This is a genomic window from Chryseobacterium sp. JV558 (assembly GCF_033712365.1).
Classification (GTDB): domain Bacteria; phylum Bacteroidota; class Bacteroidia; order Flavobacteriales; family Weeksellaceae; genus Chryseobacterium.
Map to the genome: position 1 here is coordinate 212,799 of NZ_WJHU01000005.1, position 19,897 is coordinate 232,695.

Below are 19,897 nucleotides of genomic sequence, written 5' to 3' on the forward strand. Positions count from 1 at the left end.
TTACTGTTATTCCACTGTTCTCCCTAAAAGTGTGCCTTGTGTATTGTCATAGGCAAAAACGTTCACAATGTCACCTATTTTCTGTCCTTCAAGTTGATCGAAGACACATACTGCGTTCTGAGAGTTTCTTCCTTTCCATTGGTTTTTGTTCTTCCTGGAAATTCCTTCAATCAGAATCTGATGTATTCTTCCTACATAAGATTTCATTCTTTGGTTTGAAAGCTCGCCCTGAAGTTTAATAACCTCAGCAAGACGTCTCTGCTTCACATCGGCAGGAATATTGTCTTCCATTTTCTTGTGAGCCGGAGTTCCTGGTCTTTCTGAATAGGCAAACATATAACCATAGTCATATTCAACCTCTCTCATCAGGCTTAAGGTATCCTGGTGATCTTCTTCTGTTTCATTACAGAATCCAACGATCATATCCTGAGAAAAAGATACTTCAGGAACAATTTCCTTTGCCTTTTTAATCAGATCCAGATATTGTTCACGGGTATGTTGTCTGTTCATTGCTTCAAGCATATTATTGCTTCCGCTTTGTACAGGAAGATGTACATAGTTACAAATGTTATCATGTTTTGCCATCATTCTGAAAACATCCAGATTCATATCCTGAGGATTTGAAGTGGAGAATCTGATTCTTAGTTCAGGAACAGCTTTAGCCACTAAATCAAGCAATTGAGCGAAACTAACCGCTGTTGCTTTCTGCATTTCAGAAGCTTTGGCGAAATCTTTTTTAGGACCACCTCCGTACCACAGGTAAGAGTCTACATTCTGTCCCAAAAGGGTAATTTCTTTATATCCGTTATTGGCAAGGTCTTTACATTCGTCTATAATAGAATGTGGATCACGGCTTCTTTCTCGTCCTCTGGTAAAAGGGACTACGCAGAATGTACACATATTATCACAACCTCTGGTAATTGTAACAAAAGCTGTAACTCCGTTTCCGCCTAGACGAACGGGATTGATATCTGCATATGTTTCCTCTTTGGAAAGGATCACGTTAATGGCATCTCTTCCATCGTCAGTTTCTTTTAAAAGATTAGGCAAGTCTCTATAGGCGTCAGGACCTACAACAAGGTCAACCAGTTGTTCTTCTTCTAAGAATTTGGTTTTCAGCCTTTCCGCCATACATCCCAGAACACCAACCGTCATATTCGGTCTTTCTTTTTTTAAATTTTTGAACTGGGCAAGACGCATTCTTACAGTCTGCTCTGCTTTTTCGCGAATGGAGCAGGTATTTAGAAGAATAAGGTCTGCTTCTTCTACCTTCATTGTTGTATTGTATCCTTGTTCATTAAGGATGGATGCAACAATCTCAGAATCAGAAAAATTCATCTGACAACCATAGCTTTCTAAAAACAATTTTTTAGAATTTTCCGGTTTTTCAGCAACGGCAAAAGCTTCACCCTGTTTCGTTTCGTCTATATATTTTTCCTGCACGATAATCAATTTAAGGTTCGCAATTTTAAATTACGAACAAATAAGTTTGCAAAGATACAAAATATTGTGACAGAATGTCAGCGCTATTATTTTAACAAAATCATAAAGTTACACGCATCGCGAAACTGGATGCTACCGGAAGGCCGCGGAAAGATTCTGGCTGCCACTTTTCAGCAATCTGTCCTATAGCTTTCATCATCTTATTTTTAATATCCTCCTGTAAATCATTAGGTTGTATTTTAACATCATGTAAAACACCTTCCTGATTAACTTTAAATCGTATTTCAACTGTTACACCATCAGCATTTTTGATGTTCTGGCTTTTCAGATTAGTGATCAGACGATTTCTGAATCCTCCCATTCCTCCAGGAAATTCAGCATATTTTTGCAAACCCTGCGTGGTATAATTTTCTTTAAAGTTGTCAAAATAATCGATCGGATAGAACATGATGGAAACATATTTCTGTACATCCGCACCTTTTTTCCATTTTTTTAGTTTATTTATTTCATCGAGAGCCTTTACAAATACTGTGGTAGGACAATTATCAGAAAGAGTTTGATTAATAATTTTAGCCTGTCCCTTTTCTATTTCAAGTTCAGCCAGAAACATCTCGGACATTCTATTATTACAACGCTCTGAATGATTTTCAATCAGAACCTTATTCAAATCTTTATAAAACTGTACAGCACCTCCTTTATAAGGATTCATATCTCCCTGAAGAAGATCAAATGTCTGGGCTTTTCCTACAGCAAAAAACAAAATCAGACCCAGTACCTGTAGAATTTTTCTAATCATGATCATAGGTATTATTATCAAACCTGATTTTCATTATCAACTTAGAATCAACCGGAACTCCATTTTTAGTAGCTGGTTTCCATTTTCCTTTTACTTTTTTGGCAGCATACTTCATATCATCGATAAAAGTTTCACTGTTTTTGAACTTAGGAAGAATATCTACTTTATCAATTTTACCTTTCGGGTCAATATTAAAAATGAAGGTCACTTCTCCTTTGATCGCATATAAAGCCACATCAATATAGGCATACACCATATTCAGAAATTCTTTTCTAAAGGCATCTTCACCTCCCGGGAATTCTGCTTTTCTAAAATCGTCTCCAGGCTGTAGTTGAATTTGAGCTGTTGTTTCTTGTGAAAAACCTTTAAAACTTAAAAGTAAAAAAGGTAAAACCATAAGGTATTTTTTCATTTATTGGGTATTAGTCTATATCTGTTGATATTGAAGAGAAGTTCATTTTAACTTTAATCTGTGAAGCTACAGGCTGTCCGTTGCAAGATGCTGGCATCCAGTTTTTCTTTATTCTTCTCACGACGTACTGCATATCATCAAAAAAAACCTGGCTGTTCTGAACTTTAGGCATTCCTTTCACATCCACCACTTTTCCTTTAACATCAAGCACTAAGGTAAATGTAAAGTCTCCTGTCAGCGCATAGAAATCTGAATTCAGATAAGCATACATATATTTGTTCAGAATATCTTTGTAAGCTGCTACTCCACCTTCATATGCTGCTGGTTTAAAATCATTACATTTCACGGCAACCTGCATAAAAGGCTCTTTAATATCTATTTTTAAAATATTTTTATTACTATCTCTTATGAAAGAATCATCCCGTTCTTCCTGATCCTGTGCAAATGAAAAATTCGCTGCAAATAAAGCCAAAAATAAAAATAGAGTTCTCATGATTTTGTTTCCTAATAAAAACAAAGGTAAATATTTAGCTCATTTATAAAAAAGAAAAACTTCACACAAAGCATGAAGTTTTACCTATAGATCCTGAATCTCAGATACTTTTCCAATTATTTCTTTTGATCCTATAACATCCCTTTAATATGCTTATAATTACTCTTCACCGTTTCAAAAACCTCATCCATTTTACCACCAAGCATCAGCTGTGCCATGGATTTGGTCATTCCCATGATCTGATCAAATTCAATTTTAGGAGGAAGAGCAAGTGCATTGGGATTGGTAAAGATGTTCAGAAGATAAGGGCCATTATGATCTAAACATTCTTTGATCGCACTTTCCACCTCTTCGGGAAGATGTACATTCTTACCTGGATATCCCATTGCATGAGCTACCATAGCAAAGTCGGGATTAATCATATCAGTTTCATTATCCAGCATTCCGCCAACTTCCATTTCCAGTTTTACCATTCCAAGGGTTCTATTGTTGAAAACGATGAGCTTTACTGGTAATTTATACTGAAAAATAGTTGCCATATCTCCAAGTAGCATAGATAACCCACCGTCACCACACATTGCAATAACCTCCTTTTCTGGATGGGCTAAAGCAGCTCCAATTGCCATCGGCATAGCATTGGCCATTGAGCCATGATTAAAAGAACCAAGCATCTTTCTTTCACCTGTTCCTGTAATAAACCGGGCTCCCCATACACAGCACATTCCGGTGTCAACAGTAAAAATAGCATCTTTTTTAGCAAGCTTATCTAAAGTATGAGCAACATATTCGGGCTGGATAGCATTCTCTTTTCCAAAATCTTTTACATATTCCAACTGATTTTCTTTTACTTTATCATAAAACGCCAGCTGCTCATTCAGAAAGTGAACATCCGTTTTTTCTTCCAATAAAGGCAGTAGTGCTTTTATCGTTTCTTTGATATCCCCTGCAAGACCTAATTCCAGTTTTGCTCTTCTTCCCAATCTTTCCGGACTTTCATCTATCTGTACAATTTTATTTTTTACCGGCATAAATTTCTGGTACGGAAAATCGGTTCCTAACAGAAGAACCAGGTCTGCTTCGTGCATTGCATGATACGCCGAAGGAAACCCCAGTAATCCCGTAAGCCCCACTTCATTAGGATTATTAGGCTGAATCGCCATTTTGCCCCGGAATGAATATCCTACAGGTGCTTTTAAGAATTTAGACAGTTCTATAACTTCTGCACTTGCCTCCCCTGCGCCAACTCCGCAGTATAAAGTTACTTTCTTACTGTTATTCACTAATGCTGCCAATTGCTTCAATTCATCATCTGAAGGTCTTATAACAGGATTGGTTTTAAAGATTTGGGTAGAAGTAGACCCTTCCTCTGCATCCAGTTCAGAAACATCTCCGGGAAGACCTATCACAGCAACTCCTTTTTTCGAAATTGCATGTTGAATGGCAGTCTGAATGGTTCTCTGCACCTGTTCCGGGCGTGTAATCATTTGATTATAGTAACTGCAGTCATCAAACAGTTTTATCGTATTGGTCTCCTGAAAGTAATCCATTCCCATTTCGTCACTGGGAATTGTGGAAGCAATCACCAACATCGAAACATGGGATCTGTGTGCTTCATATACTCCATTGATGAGATGAACGTGTCCCGGGCCGCAACTTCCTGCACATACCGCCAGGCCATCCAATTCCGCCTCTGCAGCAGCAGCGTAAGCTCCTACTTCTTCGTGCCTTACATGAATCCACTGGATGCTGCTTTTTTTGACTGCAATATTCAGATGGTTGAGACTGTCTCCGGTTACTGCATAAATTCTTTTCACATTGGCATTTTCGAGCATTTCAACAATCTGCTCTGCAATATTTTTTGCCATAATTACTATGTTTTGGTATTATTTCTTGGTGAACAATAGGATCTGAAATGGATATTAACAACCCTATATCTATCAAATTTAGCTAATAAAGTTGGAACCTCCACCCAGTTTCAATGTTAAAACTTTGTAATTTAATTTTGATCTTTTTACTATTTAAACCTCATAGATTTTGAAAACCATGAGGCTTAGTACATCAACAAAAGCCAACATATTAATTTTAAAACAAAACAAAAACAGCCACCCAAAAAGGCGGCTGTTTGTATATTATCTCTTGAATTTACATCACTATTTCGATCTGATTTCTCAATAGATCTTCAAACTCATCTCTTTTACGGATCAAGTGAGCTTTTCCATCCAGGAATAATACCTCTGCAGGTTTCAATCTTGAGTTGAAGTTTGAACTCATTTCAAAACCATAAGCTCCTGCATTATGGAAAGCAAGGATATCTCCTTCTCTTACTTCGTTCAGTTTTCTATCCCAAGCAAAAGTATCGGTCTCACAGATATTTCCTACTACGGTATAAATTCTTTCTGCACCTTTTGGATTGGATAAGTTTTCAATCATGTGGTAAGAATCATAGAACATAGGACGAATAAGGTGGTTGAATCCTGAATTTACTCCCACAAAAACAGTAGCCGTTGTCTGCTTAATTACATTAGCTTTAACCAATAAATATCCGCTTTTCCCCACTAAAAATTTCCCTGGTTCAAACCATAATTCGAATTTCTTCCCTGTATTTTTTGAAAACTCAGAGATTACTTTTTCTACTTTTTTCCCTAATGTCTTAACATCAGTTTCTTCTTCACTGTCCTGGTAAGGGATTTTGAATCCACTTCCCATATCCAGATATTTTAGGTTCGGAAAATGCTCAGAAAGCTCCAACATGATATCCAAAGCCTGCAAAAATACATCCGGGTCTTTGATCTCACTTCCTGTATGCATATGAAGCCCTTCCACATTCAGATTTGTACTCTTCATTACTCTTTCGATGTGACGAACCTGGTGGATAGAAATACCGAATTTACTGTCGATATGCCCCGTTGAAATTTTATAGTTCCCTCCGGCAAAAATATGTGGGTTGATTCTTACTAAAATAGGATATGTATTTCCGTATTTGTTCCCGAATTGCTCAAGAATAGAAATGTTATCAATGTTAATATGAACACCAAAAGTCATTGCTTCCTCTATTTCAGCCAAGTCAACACAATTTGGAGTAAAGAGTATTTTCTCTTTCGGAAATCCCGCCTTTAATCCAAGTTTAACTTCATTAATAGATACACAATCCAAAGAAGCACCCAGGTTCTTGACATACTTAAGGATATTGATGTTTGTCAACGCCTTCGCTGCATAGAAGAACTTTGTATGTTTTAAAAAAGAAGATGTAAGTTTTTCGTATTGAACTTTGATGGACTCTGCATCATAAACGTACACCGGTGTGCCAAACTCATTGGCAATCTTTAGTAATTCTTTTGAATTCATAATTTCATTTTAACATAAAAAAAGACAGATCCTTCGAAAAAGAGTCTGCCAAATTGATTATTTTTTATGCAAGACAACTCTTTTAAATATTCCAAACCTTAGAGAACTTTACAGTTCCCTTTTTTCCAGTTTTTATTTGTTTAAAATTTTGCATTGCTACTATTTATTTTTTGCAAAAATACTATTTATTTTTTATTTTACGAAAATTGATTTGAAAAGCACCTCCTTCCCAATAAAAATGGGCAAAGGTTAAAATTCTCTATCATTTCGGCAATGGTAGCGTTTCAAAGTCGCCCCGAAGCAGTGCCAGCTGCAATTCATTATTTAAATCTGTAGAAGATAACGGAAGATCAATTTTTAATTTAGCCAGCTTACTTAAGGTCTGAATCTGCGTAAACAGCTCATAAAAACCAAATGAAATCACTTTTCCGTTTTCGATGATTAAAAATAATTTTTCACCCAATTTTCTTCCCGGTCCCAGCCACAGTTCATTTCTTTTTCTGAACTCTATTTTCTGTTTCAGCACGTCATAATCATTAAACTCTTCCTGAGAACCAATAAACTGAACCGCTTTTGTCCCCTGGGTAAATGATCTGAATTTCAAGCCGGGTTTTTCTGTCTTATTGAGTGTATTTTTTTCAACAACATATTTATTATTCCTGAAATAAAGCCCGAAAGGCAGCACTTCCTTCTTTTTAATATTTTTTGAATTCAGAATCAGCTTTGCAATAATATCTGTTCCTGTAAGTTCAAAATTAATCTGTCCAACCTCATTTTGAACCTTCTCCCATTTCTTTGATTTGGAATTGAAAACTTTTTTTGAAAATTTGTTGATATCCTGCACATAATCAGAGAAAATAATACGCCCTGCTTCATCCTGAAAATAAACAAAGCCTTTATCATTAGGAAGATCCTGAGTAAGCTCTTTGATCTTATTGATATAGGTTTTTGCATTAGATTCCTCATGCTGTTTCTGAATAATCTCATTTTCTATATCTTTCGAAACCAAGAGTTTAAAAAGTTCCAGCGTAGCTCTTGCATCACCTTCAGCTCTATGATGATTAGTCAAAGGAATTCCCAATGATTTCACGAGTTTTCCCAATGAATAACTTACCTCATCAGGAATCAGTTTCTTAGCTAAAGGAATGGTATCTAAAGTATTGGTTTTGAAATCATAACCCAGCCTTTTAAATGACTGGCGAAGCATTCTGTAATCAAAATCGATATTATGACCCACCAACGTTGTATTTTGAGTAATTTCAATGACTCTTTTAGCAATTTCGTGAAATTTCGGAGCCGTTTTAACCATTTTTGGGGTAATACTGGTCAATTTCTGTACAAAAGGGGTAATATCTCCTTCAGGGTTGACAAGGGATATAAACTGGTCCGTAATTTTCTGACCATCATATCTGTAGATGGCAATATCTATAATGCATTCATTTCTATAACCTGCACCATTACTTTCTATGTCTATAATTGAATACATTTTAATGTGTGTTAACTGCTGTTTTATAATTCATATTTAAAACCTCTGTTTTATTCCCCAATAAAATCAGGTTTCATTTCTCACTGTTAAGTAAAGATAGCCTGCTAAAATAACAAAAAATATGTCAAAACCCAGCAGATCATCCCTTATTATACCTCAAAATTATCTTCTTCTGCCTCCCAGACCAAACATCCCAAGAATCGCTTTTGCTCCTTCTCTCATTAATGTATTGGTAAAAGTACGGCCGGCTTTACTTTGTAATACCTGTTCAAACATTCCCGGTTCTTCTTTTACCGGTCTTGTCTTTTGTGCAGGAGTTGGATTTTGTGCTGCCTGCTCCATTCTGTTGGTTAGCATTTCGTAAGCAGACTCTCTGTCAACAGCCTCTTCATATTTGGCAACAAGTGCTGAGTTACCGGTTAGCTCAGAGATTTCCGCTTCACTCAGAACATCCATTCTTGATTCCGGAGAGATCAGATAGGCATGTACCAATGGTGTAGGTATTCCTTTTTCATCCAAAGCTGTGACAAAAGCTTCTCCAATTCCTAAATTCTGAATCAGGCTGGAAGCATTGTAATATTCTGTGGTAGGATAATTTTCAACAGCTTTAGTAATTTCTTTTTTATCTTTTGCCGTAAAGCCTCTCAATGCATGCTGAATCTTTAATCCTAATTGAGAAAGTACATTTTCAGGAACATCACCTGGAATCTGGGTAATAAAATAGATTCCAACTCCTTTGGAACGAATCAGTTTTACCATTGTTTCAATCTGTGAAAGAAGCGCTTTGGACGCTTCGTCAAAAATCAGGTGAGCTTCATCTATAAATAATACCAGTTTTGGTTTGCCACTATCTCCTTCTTCAGGAAATGTCATATAGATTTCTGCAAAAAGCGATAGCATAAACGTGGAAAAAAGCTGTGGCTTATTCTGAATATCTGCTACTCTTAAGATATTGACCACTCCTTTTCCGTCTCTTGTTTCCAATAAATCCTGAACATCAAAACTTAATTCGCCGAAAAAATCCGCTGCTCCCTGCTGCTCTAAAGCAACAATAGATCTTAAAATTGTCCCAAGAGATGCTGGCGCAATGGATCCGTAATTCGCTGCAAGCTCAGCTTTTCCTTGTGCATTATCCGTTACATACTGCAGTACTTTCTTCAAATCATTAAGATCAATCAGTGGAAGTCCTTTATCATCACAGTATTTGAAGACAATAGACATGATGCTTTGCTGAGTATCGTTAAGTTCAAGGATTTTACTTAGTAATACGGGCCCGAATTCTGTAACAGTAGCTCTTAGCTTCACACCTTGCCCACCAGAAATACTCATCAGCTCTACCGGAAAGCTCTGTGGATTGTAAGGAAGCTGTGTTTTGGCATATCTTTCTTCAATGACAGGATTCAACTGGCCTGCTTCTGCAATCCCGGAAAAATCTCCTTTAATATCAAGAACCAAAGATGGAATTCCGGCATGAGAAAGCTGTTCTGCAAATACCTGCAACGTTTTGGTCTTACCAGTTCCCGTGGCTCCGGCAATAAGACCATGACGGTTAATCGTTTTCAGGGGAATTGTTACATTTACTTCTGTAACGACTTCTCCATCCAACATTCCTTTTCCTAATATAATATGTTCTCCTTTTGGAGTATATCTCGTATTCAGTTCTTCAATAAATTGTGTTTTGTCTGCCATCTGATCGCTTTTTTTAACTTATAAATATAAAATTTTTGGAGGATAAATAAAGATATTTTCTGATGAACTTATCTTTATTTCTTTGGAAAATAAATTTTCATCTTCATAAACAAATTTCAAACCATGTGTATTAAATCCCCGACTAATATATGATTTCTACAGAGGACATGATAAAAAACAGCATTTGCAGATTCATAGTATGTAAGGCATTCTTTTTGCTGAAAAGCACAATGGATTAAACATCCGTTTAACAAAGTATTGAAAGAAACTATCAATGGGATTTAACATTTCATTTAGAATTTATCTAATACTTTGTATCTTTAACTCATTAAAAAAAGACCCCAATGAAAATTGAACAAATATATACGGGCTGTCTGGCTCAGGGTGCCTATTATATTGTATCAGAGAATGAAGCAGTCATTATAGATCCTTTAAGAGAAGTAAAACCTTACCTGGATCGTCTGGAAAAAGACAATGTCACTTTAAAATATATTTTTGAAACTCACTTCCATGCTGATTTTGTATCAGGACATTTGGATTTAAGCAAGAAAACAGGTGCTCCGATTGTATACGGACCTACTGCTGCTCCTGAATTTGAAGCAATTATTGCTGAAGACAATCAGATTTTTGAGATAGGAAAAGTAAAAATAAAGGTAATGCACACTCCGGGACATACGATGGAAAGCAGCACTTACCTTTTAATAGATGAAAATGGTGTTGAAACTGCAATTTTTACGGGTGACACCTTATTTTTAGGAGATGTCGGAAGACCGGATCTTGCGCAGAAAGCAACTAATCTTACACAGGAAGACCTTGCAGGAATCCTGTATGACAGTCTTCAGACCAAGATCATGCCTTTGGATGACAGCATCACTGTTTATCCTGCTCACGGTGCAGGTTCTGCGTGCGGGAAGAACATGCAGAAAGAAACCGTAGACATTTTAGGAAACCAAAAGAAGACGAACTATGCGCTTAATCAACCCGATAAAGCCTCTTTCATCAGAGAGGTTCTTGATGGTTTAATGGCACCGCCGAAATATTTCGGAATGAATGTCGCATTAAACAAAGGTGGATATGAAAGTCTGGATGTTGTAATGGACAAAGGGCTGCAACCTGTAGCACCGGAAGATTTTGAAGCACTGGCTGAAGAAACCGGAGCATTAATTTTAGATACAAGAGGAGCTGCGGATTTCCATAAAGGATTTGTTCCCAACTCTATCAATATAGGATTGAAAGGTGATTTTGCCCCATGGGTAGGAAACCTTATCGTGGATGTAAAGCATCCTTTATTACTAGTAACAGATGAAGGAACTGAGGAGGAAGTCATTACAAGACTAAGCAGAGTAGGTTTTGATAATGTAGTGGGTTATCTGGAAGGAAGTTTTGAAGGCTGGAAAAATGCAGGTAAAGAAACCGATGAGATCAAAAGAATTACCCCAGCTGAGTTTGCTGAACAGTTTACAGAAGATGCAAAAGTAATTGATGTAAGAAAACTGACTGAATATTCTGCTGAGCACATTGACAATGCTTACAATAAGCCATTAGACGCCATCAGCGACTGGGCACGCACAATGGATGATTCTGAACATTTCTTCCTTCACTGTGCAGGCGGATACAGAAGCATGATCGCAGCAAGCATCCTTAACTCGCACGGAATCAGAAACTTCACTGAAATAGAAGGAGGCTTTAACGGCATCAAAAAGACGGAAAAATTTCCAACTACGGATTTTGTATGCCAATCTAAAACATTATAAGGTCATGAAGATTCAATTTTTCGGACTTGTTTTAGCATTAACTTTTATGCTAAGTACCTGTAAAACAAATCATACATCCGCCACACCCCAAGCTAACATCAAAGAAGTAGTCAACAGCTCTGATGTAACGTTGATAGATGTCAGAATTCCGGAACAGTATGCGGCGGAAACGGCAAAAAATGCCATTAATATTCCATTGGCAGAGATTCAGAATAACATAGAAACCCTGAAGGGTAAAAAAGTTGTTGTTTTCTGTAATAAAGGAGTTCAGGCAGATCAGGCTATGGAAATTCTGAAGAAAAACGGAGTTGAAGCCTATGATGGTACAAGTTGGAAGAATGTAAAGGCTATTCAGGACGAAACAACCAAAAAGACAAACTAATAAAAACCAAACTATGTCACAAAAATTTCAGGAAATCATTGATTCCGAAAGACCTGTACTGATCGATTTTTTCGCAACATGGTGCCAGCCCTGTAAAGTACAGTCTTCAGTATTGAATACCGTAAAAGAAAATATTGGCGAAGAAGCCAGAATCATCAAGGTAGATGTAGATCAATATCCCGCATTAGCCGCTCAATATGGGGTGCGTGGAGTTCCTACACTGGCGATTTTCAAAAAAGGAGAAATGCTTTGGAAAGAAAGTGGTGTGCATGATGTGAATACACTAACGAACCTTCTGCAGCAATATGTTTAGATAAAAAAATAAAGGCTGAAATTCAAATGAATTTCAGCCTTTATTTTTATTTATAATTGAATAGAGAAACTGTCCCGGTCATTCAAAAACTGGAAGTGATTTCTAAAATCTTTCAATTCATACATATTGAGTTCTGCTGATACAAGATTTCCTTGTTTTTCAGAAATTTCTTTTCCATCTGCAAAGAAGCAATGAGAACTTTCCTGATAAAAAAGATTATTCCCATCGGTACCAATCCTGTTTAAGCCAAATACAAAAGATAAATTTTCAATAGCCCGGGCTTTTAACAAATGTTCCCATGCTCCTACCCTTTTCTCAGGCCAGTTGGCCAAATATAAAATAGCATCATAATCATCATTATTTCTTGCAAAAACAGGAAAACGGAGATCATAGCAGACCTGAAGCAGAAATCGTATTCCTTTATACTCAGCAATCACCCTATCTTTTCCAGGTGTATAGACTTTATCTTCTCCCGAAAAGGAGAACAAATGCCGTTTATCATAAAAAGAAACTTCACCATCCGGCTTTATAAAATACATTCTGTTGTAAAAACTTCCGTTTTGTTCTACGGGAGCACTTCCGCAAAAGGCAGCATTTTTTTCTTTTGAGATTTTTTTCAAAAACTCCAGTGATTCATTATTCCTATCTGATACCTCAGAAGCATCCATACAGAAGCCTGTTGAAAACATTTCAGGAAGTAGAAACAGATCTGCTTCTAGATTCTGAAGCTCATTTTCTATGAGTTTAAAATTTTCAGCTTTATTTTTCCAGATGATATCTAAATTAAGCCCTACAACTTTCATCTTTTATTCTTTTTAAATTATTTCAAATCTGAAGTATAAAAATACGCCTTTTATTATTACAAAAAGAAACACTCAGGAGAATTCAACAGCATAAAAAAGCGTCTTCACCTCCAATATCAAACGATATTTCATAATAATTTATTAAAGTCTTTCATTTTTATAATGCAGACTCTCTTTCGGTTTCATTTTTGATAGAGATATTTTTTTATTACTATCCTTAAAAATTTAAAATTTATGAAGAAATTGTTTTTTATGGTGACGATCTTCTTTTTTGGGGCTATGGCTAATGCTCAGGCCTGGACAGGAAAGGGAGATCAGAAAGTACAACTGGGGCTGAGTGCCTGGGGATATGGGACCGGAGTAACGGGAACTTACGACTATGGGCTCAACAAACTTATTTCAGTAGGAGCCGGAATCAATGGCTATTTTGACAATTATAAAAACAACGATAAAGATAATCGTGTTTTTGTCTTCGGAAGACTGAACTTTCATTTACAGGAAGCACTGAACCTACCTTCAAAATGGGACATCTACCCCGGTGTAGACCTTGGAGTACTTGGAAAAGACTTCGGAATTGGCGCTCACATTGGAGCCCGTTATTTCTTCACAGAGAAAATAGGAGTATTTGCAGAAGTAGGTAATAATGGCAGTCTGGGAGTTTCTTTCAATTTATAATCAAATCGTCTTTAAATATGACAAAGCTTCTCGTTTCGGGGAGCTTTTTTATTTGGCATAGTTTTGATAATTGTTACCTTTGCAAATTAAAATCTAAAATTTATTAATGGAAATAGCAATCAAACTTTTTCAGTTCATTCTGAGCATCTCTATACTTGTGCTTCTTCATGAGCTTGGGCATTTTTTACCGGCAATATGGTTCAAGACCAGAGCAGAGAAGTTTTTCCTGTTTTTTGATCCTTATTTCTCCATATTCTCCATGAAGAAAATCAACGGAAAATGGCAATATAAGTTTTTATCAAAGAACCTGCCGGATTCTGAAGTAATAGAGGTCAACGGAAAGAAGGAAGAAGTTCCTATCGATATATCAAAACTTCCGGATAACGACTGGAGAAAACACCCTGAACAAACTAAATACGGAATTGGATGGCTTCCTTTCGGAGGATATGTGAAAATTGCCGGAATGGTGGATGAAAGTATGGATACTGCCCAAATGAAAAAACCGGCAGAACCATGGGAATTCAGATCGAAACCGGCTTGGCAGAGACTTATCATTATGCTGGGAGGGGTTACTGTTAACTTTTTCCTTGCATGGTTAATTTACAGCTGTCTATCTTTCTTCAACGGAGAAAGGTATACTGACATCACGAAATTTGACAATGGTATTGAGGCTACTTCAGCCGGAAAGAAAATGGGCTTCCAGAATGGTGACAAAATTATCAGCGTAGACGGGAAACCTGCAGAAAGACTTGAAAATACATCAATCAATATTCTTTTAGGAGACAATGTTACCGTAAACAGAAACGGACAGGAAGTTACTTTCCCGGTAAATGCTGACGGTGTTGCAGATGTTCTTAAGCAGAGAGAAGCAAAATTGTATATCCTACCAAGAGTTTCTATGGTTATTGATTCATTGACAACTCCTTCTTCTCAGGCTTCAGGTCTTGCAAAAGGAGATAAAATTGTAGGAATCAACGGTCAAAAAGCGGCATTCTTTGATGAAGTAAGCACTCTTTTAAGTGAAAATAAAGGTAAAACAATTACTGTAGATGTTGAAAGAAACGGAGCCTTGCAGACTTTACCAGCAGTTTCTGTTGACAAAAACGGAAAACTGGGTGTATCAATTGACAAAAAAAGCATTGCAAAAGCTATCGTAACGAATAAGAAATATTCTTTTGGAGAGGCTATTCCAAGAGGATTTACAAGAACGATTGAAGCACTGACTACTCAGGTTAAACAGTTCAAGATCATGTTCAACTCAAAAGTTCAGGGGTATAAAAATGTAGGCGGTCCTATTGCGATTGTAAAGAATATGCCTATTGATAAAGATTCTGACGGAAGCTTTAAGATCAACTGGGTTGCTTTCTGGAGCTTTACTGCAATGTTCTCCATATGGCTGGCATTCCTGAATCTTATTCCTATTCCGGGACTTGACGGAGGACACGTTTTATTTACATTATATGAAATAATTGTAGGGAAACCGGTTCCTCAAAAAGTTTTGGAAAACGCACAGATGATTGGGGTTATCTTCCTGTTAGGATTGATGTTACTGATCTTCGGAAGCGACATCTTCAAGGTATTTACTGGGAAATTATAATTTTTTATAAATTTTTTATAAAAATATTTGTAGGGTATAAATATTCGTCCTATATTTGCACCACTTAAAACAAAGGACATTCCTCCTTAGCTCAGTTGGTTAGAGCATCTGACTGTTAATCAGAGGGTCGCTGGTTCGAGCCCAGCAGGAGGAGCAAAAGACTTACAGAAATGTAAGTCTTTTTTTGTGCTTTAATCTCAACAATAACCTTACGATCATTAAAAAGAGATATTTTATTCTCAAAATTATCATCCCCCTCAGTATTTTCCATGTAACGATTGCCTCAATAATCCGACTATTCTTTTTAGAGTAATCCAGATTGAGAAAATTCTCAGCAAATGGACACTTAATAAATCAATATTATAGTATTGCATAAATACCCAATTATACCATGAAGAAAACTATTATTTCGTTATTAACAGCATTTTCTATTATAGGGATTTCAGCGCAGGAAAAGTCTTATTTTTTATCAAGTCCCTCATTGAGCCCTGAGGGGAAAACAGCTTATTTTGCTTATGACGGTGATATCTGGAAAGTAAATTCCAATGGTGGAAATGCATCAAGGATTACAGCACTGGATGGAGAAGAAATCAATCCCCGCCTTTCTCCGGATGGGAAATGGCTTGCATTCAGTTCTAACCAATATGGAAATTATGATGTGTATGTGATGCCTGCTGAAGGAGGAACTATCAAGCAGCTAACCTTCCATACCGGAAGAGACGAAATGGAAAGCTGGTCATGGGATAGCAAAACCATCTATTTTACCTCTAACAGAAATAATAATTTCGGCAGTTTTAAAACAACGATTGAAGGAAAAACTCCACAAAAACTGTTCAACAATTACTTTAATAATACCAATGGTCTTGCAGAAACACCTGCTGGAGAATATCTATTCACAAGCTCTTCCGAAAGCGCCCATCAGGTACAGCGTAAGCGCTATAAAGGAGAAAACAATCCTGATATTTTAGGATACAATCCCACAACCAATTCTTTCAAACAATACACCAACTATGAAGGGAAGGATTTTAACCCAAGCGTAGATAAAAACGGAATTATTTACTTTATTTCTGATGAAAATAACGGGGAATATAATCTTTATAAACTCGAAAACGGTAAGAAAACTTCTTTAACCCAATTTGATATTTCTATTAAAAAGCCTTCAGTTTCAGCAGATGGCTCCAAAGTAATTTTTGAAAAAGATTATCAGCTTTATATTTATGATATAGTATCCAAAGACTCAAAGCCTTTGAATGTAAGCCTGAACACCAACAAAACACTGGAAAAGGAACAAAACTTCAATGTAGAAAATAATATTTCCTATTATGATGTGTCTCCGGATGGTAAAAAAATGGCCTTTATAAGCCGTGGTGTTTTATTCGTATCAGATATTGAAGGAAAATTCGCCCAACAGGTTTCTGATGGTAAAGAACGTGCTATGGAAGTAAAATGGCTTAAAGACAACCGTACTTTGCTTTATAGCCAGACCTACAATGGATACCAAAACTGGTTTACTATTCCTGCAGACGGAAAAGGCCAGCCAAAACAATTAACAGATGATTTACGTAATAACCGCAATATAACACTTGACAGCGATCTTTCAAAAGCAGTCTACTTAAGCGGCCGGGATGAAGTAAGATTGTTGGATTTAAAAAGTTTCAAGTCCACAACGATCGTAAAAGACGAAATTTGGGCATTCCAAAACTCAAGACCCTCTTTTTCACCAAACAACGAATATGTCCTCTTCTCCGCAAAAAGAAACTTTGAGCTTGATATTTTAATCTATAATATCAAAAAAGGACAGACCCTGAACCTCACCAACACCGGTGTTTCAGAAGAAGATCCTGTATGGTCGCCAAACGGCAAATACATTTATTTTGCCAGTGACAGAACCAACCCTTCTTATCCTTTAGGAATGCAGAAATCTAATATTTACCGCATGGCACTGGACTGGTTTGATGAACCTTTTAAATCTGAAAAATTCGATAATCTTTTCACTGAAGAGAAAAAGGAAACAAAAACGACAGACGGCAAGGACAAAAAAGTCAAAAAAGAAGGAGACAAGGAGAAGGATAAAAAGGAAGAAAAAGAACCTGTTATCAAGGAACTTAAAGTAAATCCTGAGGATACTTTAGACAGAATTGAACTGGTGACTGACAGATATGGATATCAGGACGATCCCACAGTTTTTACAGATGACAAGAAGGAAATACTGCTCTTTAATTCTAATCAGGATAACGGTAAAAGACAGCTGTTCAAAAAAGTATTTACTGATTTCGAGCCTGCCAAATCTGAAAAAGTTTTCGATAAAGCAGCCTATTATATCAATAAAAATGAAAAGAATCTATTTGCTCTGATAGAAGGTAATATTTACAAAACAACCGTAGCTGCTTTAAAACCTGAAAAAATAAGTATTCAGTATAGTTTTGATAAAGATTTAGCCTCCGAATTCACCCAGATGTATGCCGAAGCATGGACGGGTGTAGAGGAAAACTTTTACGATGAAAAATTCCATGGTATTAATTGGAAAGAAAAAAGGGAGCAATATGCTAAATACCTTCCGTATGTACATAACAGAAATGATCTGCGAATTTTACTGAATGATCTTCTAGGGGAACTCAATTCTTCACATACCGGATTTTCTTCAACCGGAAAAGAGGAAACAATGTTCCTGAACTATTTCACCAACGAAACAGGAATTATCTTCAAAAAAGACCAGCCTTACACGGTAGAAAGTATTGTAAGAAAATCTCCGGCTTTCCGTTCCGAGGTTGACATTAAACCTGGAGATCAGTTGATTTCTGTCAATGGGAAAAAGATTGAGCCTAAAGAAAACAGTGAAACATATTTCACAAGTCCTAAAAAACAGGATGAACTTGTTCTTAGCTTCAGCCGTGATGGTAAAAATGTTACAACCAAAATACATCCGATTTCAAACGTTGAGTTAAAAGGGCTGCTTTACGACGATTGGATCTACAACAATCATCAGCGTGTTGATAAGCTTAGCAACAACCGTATTGCTTATTCATGCATGAAAAACATGTCTACAGATGAGCTTGACCGTTTTCTTCTGGACATGGTGGAACAGGAAAACAGAAAAGATGCTGTTATTCTTGACCTGCGTTATAATACAGGCGGAAATGTTCATGACAAGGTATTAAATTTCCTGTCTCAGAAGCCTTACTTACAATGGAAATATCGTGAAGGAAAAATGACAACGCAACCGAACTTTGCCCCTTCTGGGAAGCCTATTGTTCTGCTGATTAACGAAGGATCATTAAGTGATGCTGAAATAACTGCTGCTGGTTTTAAAGCTCTGAAATTGGGTAAAATTATTGGACAGGATACCTATCGATGGATCATTTTCACCTCCGCTAAGGGGTTAGTAGATGGTTCTTCTTACAGATTGCCTTCTTGGGGAACTTATACTTTGGACGGGCAAAATCTCGAAAAAACCGGTGTAAAACCTGATATTTATGTTAAAAACACCTTTATGGACCGACTTCAGAACAATGACCCTCAGCTGGAACGAGCTGTTCAGGAAATACTGAAAGATTTAAAAAAATAAGAATTAAAAATACTGCTCTTATTTTTTGCACATATTTTGCTTGATAGAATTAATAATTCTATCAAGCAAAATGCCTTACCTATCTAAGATTTATTTAAAAGATAATCATCCACAAGACTTTCCTTTCAGCCTGCCTTTTATACGTAATGGTTTAGATATAAGGCTAAAAAGCAACGTTACTTTTTTCGTTGGTGAAAATGGAATTGGAAAATCTACTCTGCTTGAAGCAATTGCAGACAAATGTAATTTCAATGTGGCTGGCGGAAACCGCAATCACAATTACGACTTTCATAAAACAGAATCCATGCTGTCAGAGTATCTTACTCTTTCCTGGCACCATAAGACTTCTCAAGGTTTTTTCATGAGGGCTGAAAGTTTTTTCAACTTTGCTACTTATATTGATGAAGTGGCTGAAGAAGATCAAAGAGTTCTGGAAGCATATGGAGGAAAATCTTTACACCAACAGTCTCACGGTGAAGCTTTTTTATCATTATTCCATAACCATTTCCAGCATGGCATTTATATTCTTGATGAACCGGAAGCTGCTTTATCACCACAGAGACAACTTTCTTTACTATCTATTATTCATAAATTAGAAAAAACAGGAAGGGCTCAGTTTATAATTTCAAGCCATTCACCGATATTAATGAGTTATCCAACTGCTGAAATTTATTTACTTGATGATAAAATTCAAAAAATTCATTATAAAGAAACAGAGCACTACCAGCTAACAAAGAATTTTTTGGAAGCTCCAGAGCGGTATTTTCAACACTTATTTGAAGACCTCTAGATTTAAATAGAAATTTTCAGAAAATATTTCTTATTGAATTTCAATGCATTTAGTTAAAAATCACCCAGAACACAGGATAAAACTTGCTTGGTACAGATATTCCTATTATATTTGCACCACTTAAAACAAAGGAAATTCCTCCTTAGCTCAGTTGGTTAGAGCATCTGACTGTTAATCAGAGGGTCGCTGGTTCGAGCCCAGCAGGAGGAGCAAAAAGACTTACAGAAATGTAGGTCTTTTTTTATTGATAAATCACAGCAAATGAACATCCTGATAATTCATAATTATCAATACGTTCCAATTGTTATTAATTCCCTGATTATTATCCTTATAAGTGTTGAAATTTCTCTATTA

Annotated in this window: 16 protein-coding genes and 2 tRNA genes; 9 read left to right on the forward strand and 9 right to left on the reverse strand. The window is 36.5% G+C overall.

Annotation, left to right across the window (positions count from 1 at the left end):
• Positions 1-6: 6 nt before the first annotated feature.
• From miaB to GFU89_RS18255, 8 genes are all read right to left on the reverse strand, one after another.
• Positions 7-1,443: a tRNA (N6-isopentenyl adenosine(37)-C2)-methylthiotransferase MiaB gene (miaB, locus tag GFU89_RS18220; RefSeq protein ID WP_318848493.1), complete on the reverse strand. Its 1,437-nt coding sequence runs from the start codon at positions 1,441-1,443 to the stop codon at positions 7-9.
• Between the two features lie 100 nt (positions 1,444-1,543).
• The gene (locus tag GFU89_RS18225; protein WP_318848494.1) at positions 1,544-2,239 is read right to left on the reverse strand and encodes a hypothetical protein; all 696 of its coding nucleotides are present in this window, start codon (positions 2,237-2,239) and stop codon (positions 1,544-1,546) included.
• A complete protein-coding gene (locus tag GFU89_RS18230) occupies positions 2,232-2,651 on the reverse strand; it encodes an energy transducer TonB (protein WP_318848495.1) in 420 nt (139 codons plus the stop codon). Before GFU89_RS18230 ends, GFU89_RS18225 begins: the two co-directional genes overlap by 8 nt.
• A gap of 10 nt (positions 2,652-2,661) precedes the next feature.
• Positions 2,662-3,144 (reverse strand): hypothetical protein, encoded by a 483-nt coding sequence (locus GFU89_RS18235; protein ID WP_318848496.1) that lies wholly within the window; start codon positions 3,142-3,144, stop codon positions 2,662-2,664.
• Positions 3,145-3,275: 131 nt separating this feature from the next.
• Positions 3,276-5,009, reverse strand: coding sequence for a thiamine pyrophosphate-dependent enzyme (locus GFU89_RS18240; protein ID WP_318848497.1), 1,734 nt, complete (start codon positions 5,007-5,009; stop codon positions 3,276-3,278).
• A 277-nt stretch (positions 5,010-5,286) separates the two neighbouring features.
• Positions 5,287-6,489: a diaminopimelate decarboxylase gene (gene lysA / locus GFU89_RS18245; protein ID WP_318848498.1), complete on the reverse strand. Its 1,203-nt coding sequence runs from the start codon at positions 6,487-6,489 to the stop codon at positions 5,287-5,289.
• A gap of 262 nt (positions 6,490-6,751) precedes the next feature.
• Positions 6,752-7,975 carry a 3'-5' exonuclease gene (locus GFU89_RS18250; protein ID WP_318848499.1) on the reverse strand — a complete coding sequence of 408 codons (1,224 nt, stop codon included), beginning with the start codon at positions 7,973-7,975 and terminating at the stop codon, positions 6,752-6,754.
• A 162-nt stretch (positions 7,976-8,137) separates the two neighbouring features.
• A complete protein-coding gene (locus GFU89_RS18255) occupies positions 8,138-9,664 on the reverse strand; it encodes a helicase HerA-like domain-containing protein (RefSeq protein WP_318848500.1) in 1,527 nt (508 codons plus the stop codon).
• A gap of 344 nt (positions 9,665-10,008) precedes the next feature.
• On the opposite strand from GFU89_RS18255, the gene GFU89_RS18260 reads away from it, so the two are divergent.
• From GFU89_RS18260 to GFU89_RS18270, 3 genes are read left to right on the forward strand one after another with little or no spacing between them, the layout of a single operon-like run.
• On the forward strand, positions 10,009-11,418 hold the full coding sequence (locus tag GFU89_RS18260; RefSeq protein WP_318848501.1) for an MBL fold metallo-hydrolase: 1,410 nt from the start codon (positions 10,009-10,011) through the stop codon (positions 11,416-11,418).
• A 4-nt stretch (positions 11,419-11,422) separates the two neighbouring features.
• Positions 11,423-11,800: a rhodanese-like domain-containing protein gene (locus GFU89_RS18265; protein ID WP_318848502.1), complete on the forward strand. Its 378-nt coding sequence runs from the start codon at positions 11,423-11,425 to the stop codon at positions 11,798-11,800.
• Between the two features lie 13 nt (positions 11,801-11,813).
• A complete protein-coding gene (locus GFU89_RS18270; protein ID WP_318848503.1) occupies positions 11,814-12,113 on the forward strand; it encodes a thioredoxin family protein in 300 nt (99 codons plus the stop codon).
• Between the two features lie 50 nt (positions 12,114-12,163).
• Here GFU89_RS18270 and GFU89_RS18275 read toward each other — a convergent pair whose 3' ends face one another.
• Positions 12,164-12,916 carry a nitrilase-related carbon-nitrogen hydrolase gene (locus tag GFU89_RS18275; protein ID WP_318848504.1) on the reverse strand — a complete coding sequence of 251 codons (753 nt, stop codon included), beginning with the start codon at positions 12,914-12,916 and terminating at the stop codon, positions 12,164-12,166.
• Positions 12,917-13,150: 234 nt separating this feature from the next.
• Between GFU89_RS18275 and GFU89_RS18280 the strand changes: the two genes are divergently transcribed.
• The 6 genes from GFU89_RS18280 (at position 13,151) to GFU89_RS18305 (ending at position 19,753) form a co-directional block, all read left to right on the forward strand.
• Positions 13,151-13,591, forward strand: a complete 441-nt coding sequence (locus GFU89_RS18280) for a DUF6646 family protein (protein ID WP_318848505.1) — start codon at positions 13,151-13,153, stop codon at positions 13,589-13,591.
• A gap of 106 nt (positions 13,592-13,697) precedes the next feature.
• A complete protein-coding gene (gene rseP, locus GFU89_RS18285) occupies positions 13,698-15,188 on the forward strand; it encodes an RIP metalloprotease RseP (RefSeq protein ID WP_318848506.1) in 1,491 nt (496 codons plus the stop codon).
• An 80-nt stretch (positions 15,189-15,268) separates the two neighbouring features.
• Positions 15,269-15,342: transfer RNA gene (locus GFU89_RS18290), tRNA-Asn, on the forward strand.
• A gap of 237 nt (positions 15,343-15,579) precedes the next feature.
• On the forward strand, positions 15,580-18,753 hold the full coding sequence (locus GFU89_RS18295; protein WP_318848507.1) for a S41 family peptidase: 3,174 nt from the start codon (positions 15,580-15,582) through the stop codon (positions 18,751-18,753).
• Positions 18,754-18,793: 40 nt separating this feature from the next.
• Positions 18,794-19,543, forward strand: a complete 750-nt coding sequence (locus GFU89_RS18300; protein ID WP_318848508.1) for an AAA family ATPase — start codon at positions 18,794-18,796, stop codon at positions 19,541-19,543.
• Between the two features lie 136 nt (positions 19,544-19,679).
• Positions 19,680-19,753: transfer RNA gene (locus GFU89_RS18305), tRNA-Asn, on the forward strand.
• The last annotated feature ends 144 nt before the right edge of the window (positions 19,754-19,897 follow it).